This is a genomic window from Haloferax profundi (assembly GCF_001469865.1).
Classification (GTDB): domain Archaea; phylum Halobacteriota; class Halobacteria; order Halobacteriales; family Haloferacaceae; genus Haloferax; species Haloferax profundi.
This window is the reverse complement of record NZ_LOPV01000593.1, coordinates 1-3,743: the sequence shown is the minus strand read 5'-3', so window position 1 is coordinate 3,743 and position 3,743 is coordinate 1. Positions and strand designations below refer to the sequence as shown.

Genomic DNA, 3,743 nt, shown 5'->3' with positions numbered 1-3,743 from the left:
CTTTCCGCGTACAGTGGCTATGAGTTCTTCCACCAGTTGCTATCGGCTTTCGGCGTGACGACGACGACGAGGTCGGTGCCGGCCGCCGCGTAGACGGCAGGAAACGTGTACCGAATGCCGCTCTTTCGCCCGACGTACGAGACGAGCAGGACCCACCGACTCGCGAGGAAGTGGGCCGGCGAGCGGAGGAGTCGCAGTAAGAACGGATTCGAAAACCGTCGTTCGAGCGTTCGCTGAGCGTCAGAGATACGAGGAGAGGCCGATGACGGCGAGGCAGAACTCATAGCCACTGTACGCGGAAAGGGGGGGTAAAGTCCCTCTCCGAAATTACATCGTAAAGAGGTGCGAGTCGTCCGGGATGTCGAACAGGCCCATTCGGACACCAGCATCGAGCCATCCGTATCCGTACGAGAACGACGCCAGCGCGTTGACCCAATCGTCTGCGTCCTTGAAGTGGCGGCCGTCGTCGAGGTACGATTCGGCCATCTCCAGACAGTCGGCAGCGGCGTTGCCGAGGTGCGTCTCCTCGGGGACGGCTTGGACTGCTTCGTCGAGGGCGTCGGCGAGCATCTGCTCGTAGCGGTTCGTCTTCTCCTGGAGGTCGGCGGGCATAGCGAGATGTGCGTCGGCGATTGATACTGGTCTTTCGCTCCGGCGTGGGCGCAGTGGGTCGCCCCGGAATCTGGTATGCAATCACGTGGCGGTGTTGTAGCCCTCCTCGCAATACAGCGCAAGCTTAAGGCACCGGTATAGCGAACAACGAGTCATGACGCAAGACGCCGATTCCTTCGTCGAACACAGGAAACTCATCATCGCCGGGTCGGGTATCTCTGGGCTCTCTGCGGCTATCTACGCGGCCCGCTCCAACAACGACCCACTCGTCTTCGAAGGCGACGAACCGGGCGGCCAACTCACCCTCACGACAGAAGTCGAGAACTATCCGGGCTTCCCCGAGGGTATCTCCGGTCCCGAACTCATCAACAACATGAAGCAGCAGGCCGAGCGCTTCGGGACCGAGATTCGCCACGGCATCATCGAATCCGTCGACGCCTCCGAACGACCGTTCACGGTCACGCTGAAGAACGGCGACGTGTACACCGCAGACGCCATCATCTCCGCTTCCGGTGCCTCCGCTCGGACGCTCGGCATCCCCGGCGAGGAGAACCTCATGGGCTACGGTCTCTCGACGTGTGCGACCTGTGACGGCGCGTTCTTCCGCGACGAGAAGATTATGGTCATCGGTGGCGGCGACGCCGCCGTCGAGGAGGCCAACTTCCTCACCAAGTTCGCTTCGAAGGTCTACCTCGTCCACCGGCGCGAAGAGTTCCGCGCCGAGGACTACTGGGTCGACCGCCTGATGGAGAAAGTCGACGACGACGAAATCGAACTCATGCTCAACACCGAAGCGACCGAACTCCACGGGTCGCCCGAAGAGGGCGTCGACCACGTCTCACTGGTCCGCCACCCCGAGGGCCACCCGACGGCCAAACTCGACGACCCCGAAACCGAGGAGTTCGACTTCGACGTCGGCGCAGTGTTCTACGCCATCGGCCACACGCCGAACGCTGACTACCTCGAAGGCACTGCCGTCCAGCGTGACGACGACGGCTACATCGTCGCCAAGGGCGGGTCCGGTGGCAACCAGACTGCGACTGACGAACCCGGCATCTTCGCCGCGGGCGACGTCGTCGACTACCACTACCAGCAGGCCGCAACCGCCGGCGGGATGGGTGTGAAGGCCGCCCTCGACGCCGACGACTACCTCGAAGAACTCGAACGCGAAGAGAAGAAGGAAGCGGCGACGCCGGCAGAGTAAGCGACTCGGCGTCTCCTCGGTACGCGTCTTTTTCCAACCGACTCACGTGAGTCGCCAGAGAATCACCGCCAGCGCGACGTTGACCATCGCGACGATGACGTAGATACCTGCGGGAAAGCCTGTGTCGACCACGCCGGCGAACACTGCAACCGCGAGTGCGAGTGCGACCAAACCGATACCAGCGAACCCGCCTGCGAGAATGTTCGGCACTCCTCGTTTGGTCTCCATACGGGCACCTCGGTGTGCGTGCTGAAAAGTCGTCTGAACGTCGAACGTCGATTAGTCCGCCGGTTCTGGGACGTCGCCGCGTTCTTCGGGCGTGAGATAACACTGCGGGTCCGGCCCGAACAGGTCACCAGACCCGGCGATGGCACGAAGCCGTGACGACCCGCGACACACGTCCTGATACTGGCAGGTCGCACACTTCCCCGTCAGGTACTGTTCACGCTCTCTCAGGCGGGCGAGAAGCGGGTTCGACTCGTCGTCCCAAATCTCGCCGAACGGCCTGTCGCGGACGTTGCCGAGGCTGTAACTCTGCCAGAACTGCGTGAGGTGAACGTCGCCACGGTAGTCCACGTCGGCGACGCGTTCGCCGGTCGGGTCACCGCCGTTGACGCGGAGGTAGTCGTGAATCTCCTCGGCGTGGTCGCTGCCGAGTTCCTCGTCGGCGTACTCGACGACGTACGCGGAGTCCGCGTAGTTGCCGACGAGGAGCGTCTCTATCTCTTCACCCTCGTCGTGGTACTCGCGGGTCATGTCGAAGAGGCGATTGACGGCCCGTCGCTGTGCCTCGTCGTCCAAGTCGGCGTCGGCGATGTCGCCGCCGCGTCCGCCGTAGTCGAGGTGATAGAAGCAGAAACGGTCGACGCCCACGTCGTACAGGAGGTCCACGACGTCCTCCATGTCCGCGGCGTTGTGCTCGGTGATAGTGTATCGGAGTCCCGTCTTTAGCCCGACAGACAGAGAGTTTTTGATGCCCCGAACCGCGGCGTCGAAGGCACCGTCTTTGCCGCGGAATCGGTCGTTTCGCTCGCGGAGGCCATCCACAGAGACACCCGCGTACGAAAGGCCAGCGTCTTTGAGCGCCTGTGCCTTCTCTTCGGTGATGAGCGTCCCGTTCGTCGAGAGAACTGCCCGGATGCCCTGGTCGGTGCAGTAATCGACGAGTTCGACGAGGTCCTCGCGGACGAGCGGTTCGCCACCCGAAAAGAGGAGCACGGGGACGTCGTAGTCGGCCAAGTCGTCGATGAGTCCCTTCGCTTCGGCAGTCGAGAGTTCACCCTGTGCGGGGTCGAGGTCCGCGCCCGCATAACAGTGTTCGCAGTAGAGATTGCAGCGCCGAGTCGTGTTCCAGACGACGACCGGACGTTTCTGTTTCTCTTCGCGAATCTGCTCGATAGAGGCGTCGGGGTCGTCGTATCGAAGGCCGTCGCCTTCGGCCGTCTGCCCACACAACAACTTACTGATAGATATCATCCGTGCGTCACCTCCGGGTCGGTCTCGCCGGCCGAATCCTCACGGCCCTTCGCGGCCAGGTCGTTCCCGCCGAGTCGACGGACTTCGTCCGCCGGGCAGAGCCACAACGCAGACGCCGCAAAGTCGAAGAGTGTCCGCGCCTGTTCTGTCGCGAGGTCGATAGACGGGGCGGTCACGCTCCCGACGTGGCGCATGGGTTCGGCGTCGGTCTCACGGAAGAATACCTCCCACTGGCGGCTTCCGTCGATTCGTGGTTTACTTCGCGGGTCGTCGTCCGTGGGCATGCGTCCGTCTTTGGAACCGACTGTTACGCCCGTTTCGCCTGTTTTCACCGACTGGGAATCGAAGCATTAGACTTCGTTGGATGCCCAGTACCATCGAACGATGACACAACGGTTCTCTCGACGGTCATTTCTGCACGCGACTGCGGCCACCGCTGGAATCGCACTTC

Annotated in this window: 6 protein-coding genes; 1 reads left to right on the top strand and 5 read right to left on the bottom strand. The window is 62.6% G+C overall.

Annotated elements, in window-relative coordinates:
* Positions 1–17 precede the first annotated feature (17 nt).
* Together AUR66_RS17435 and AUR66_RS17430 are read right to left on the bottom strand one after the other, a co-directional pair.
* Complete coding sequence (locus AUR66_RS17435; RefSeq protein WP_058573437.1) at positions 18–284, bottom strand: hypothetical protein; 267 nt, start codon at positions 282–284, stop codon at positions 18–20.
* Positions 285–327: 43 nt separating this feature from the next.
* Positions 328–612 (bottom strand): DUF357 domain-containing protein, encoded by a 285-nt coding sequence (locus tag AUR66_RS17430; RefSeq protein WP_058573436.1) that lies wholly within the window; start codon positions 610–612, stop codon positions 328–330.
* A 154-nt stretch (positions 613–766) separates the two neighbouring features.
* Here AUR66_RS17430 and AUR66_RS17425 point away from each other — a divergent pair, with 154 nt between their 5' ends.
* Positions 767–1,816: an NAD(P)/FAD-dependent oxidoreductase gene (locus AUR66_RS17425; RefSeq protein WP_058573435.1), complete on the top strand. Its 1,050-nt coding sequence runs from the start codon at positions 767–769 to the stop codon at positions 1,814–1,816.
* Positions 1,817–1,858: 42 nt separating this feature from the next.
* Here the strand turns inward: AUR66_RS17425 and AUR66_RS17420 are convergent, their stop codons facing one another.
* From AUR66_RS17420 to AUR66_RS17410, 3 genes are read right to left on the bottom strand one after another with little or no spacing between them, the layout of a single operon-like run.
* The gene (locus AUR66_RS17420; RefSeq protein WP_058573434.1) at positions 1,859–2,044 is read right to left on the bottom strand and encodes a hypothetical protein; all 186 of its coding nucleotides are present in this window, start codon (positions 2,042–2,044) and stop codon (positions 1,859–1,861) included.
* Positions 2,045–2,095: 51 nt separating this feature from the next.
* The gene (locus AUR66_RS17415; protein ID WP_058573433.1) at positions 2,096–3,292 is read right to left on the bottom strand and encodes a TIGR04347 family pseudo-SAM/SPASM protein; all 1,197 of its coding nucleotides are present in this window, start codon (positions 3,290–3,292) and stop codon (positions 2,096–2,098) included.
* The gene (locus tag AUR66_RS17410) at positions 3,289–3,576 is read right to left on the bottom strand and encodes an Htur_1727 family rSAM-partnered candidate RiPP (RefSeq protein WP_058573432.1); all 288 of its coding nucleotides are present in this window, start codon (positions 3,574–3,576) and stop codon (positions 3,289–3,291) included. Before AUR66_RS17410 ends, AUR66_RS17415 begins: the two co-directional genes overlap by 4 nt.
* Positions 3,577–3,743 lie beyond the last annotated feature (167 nt).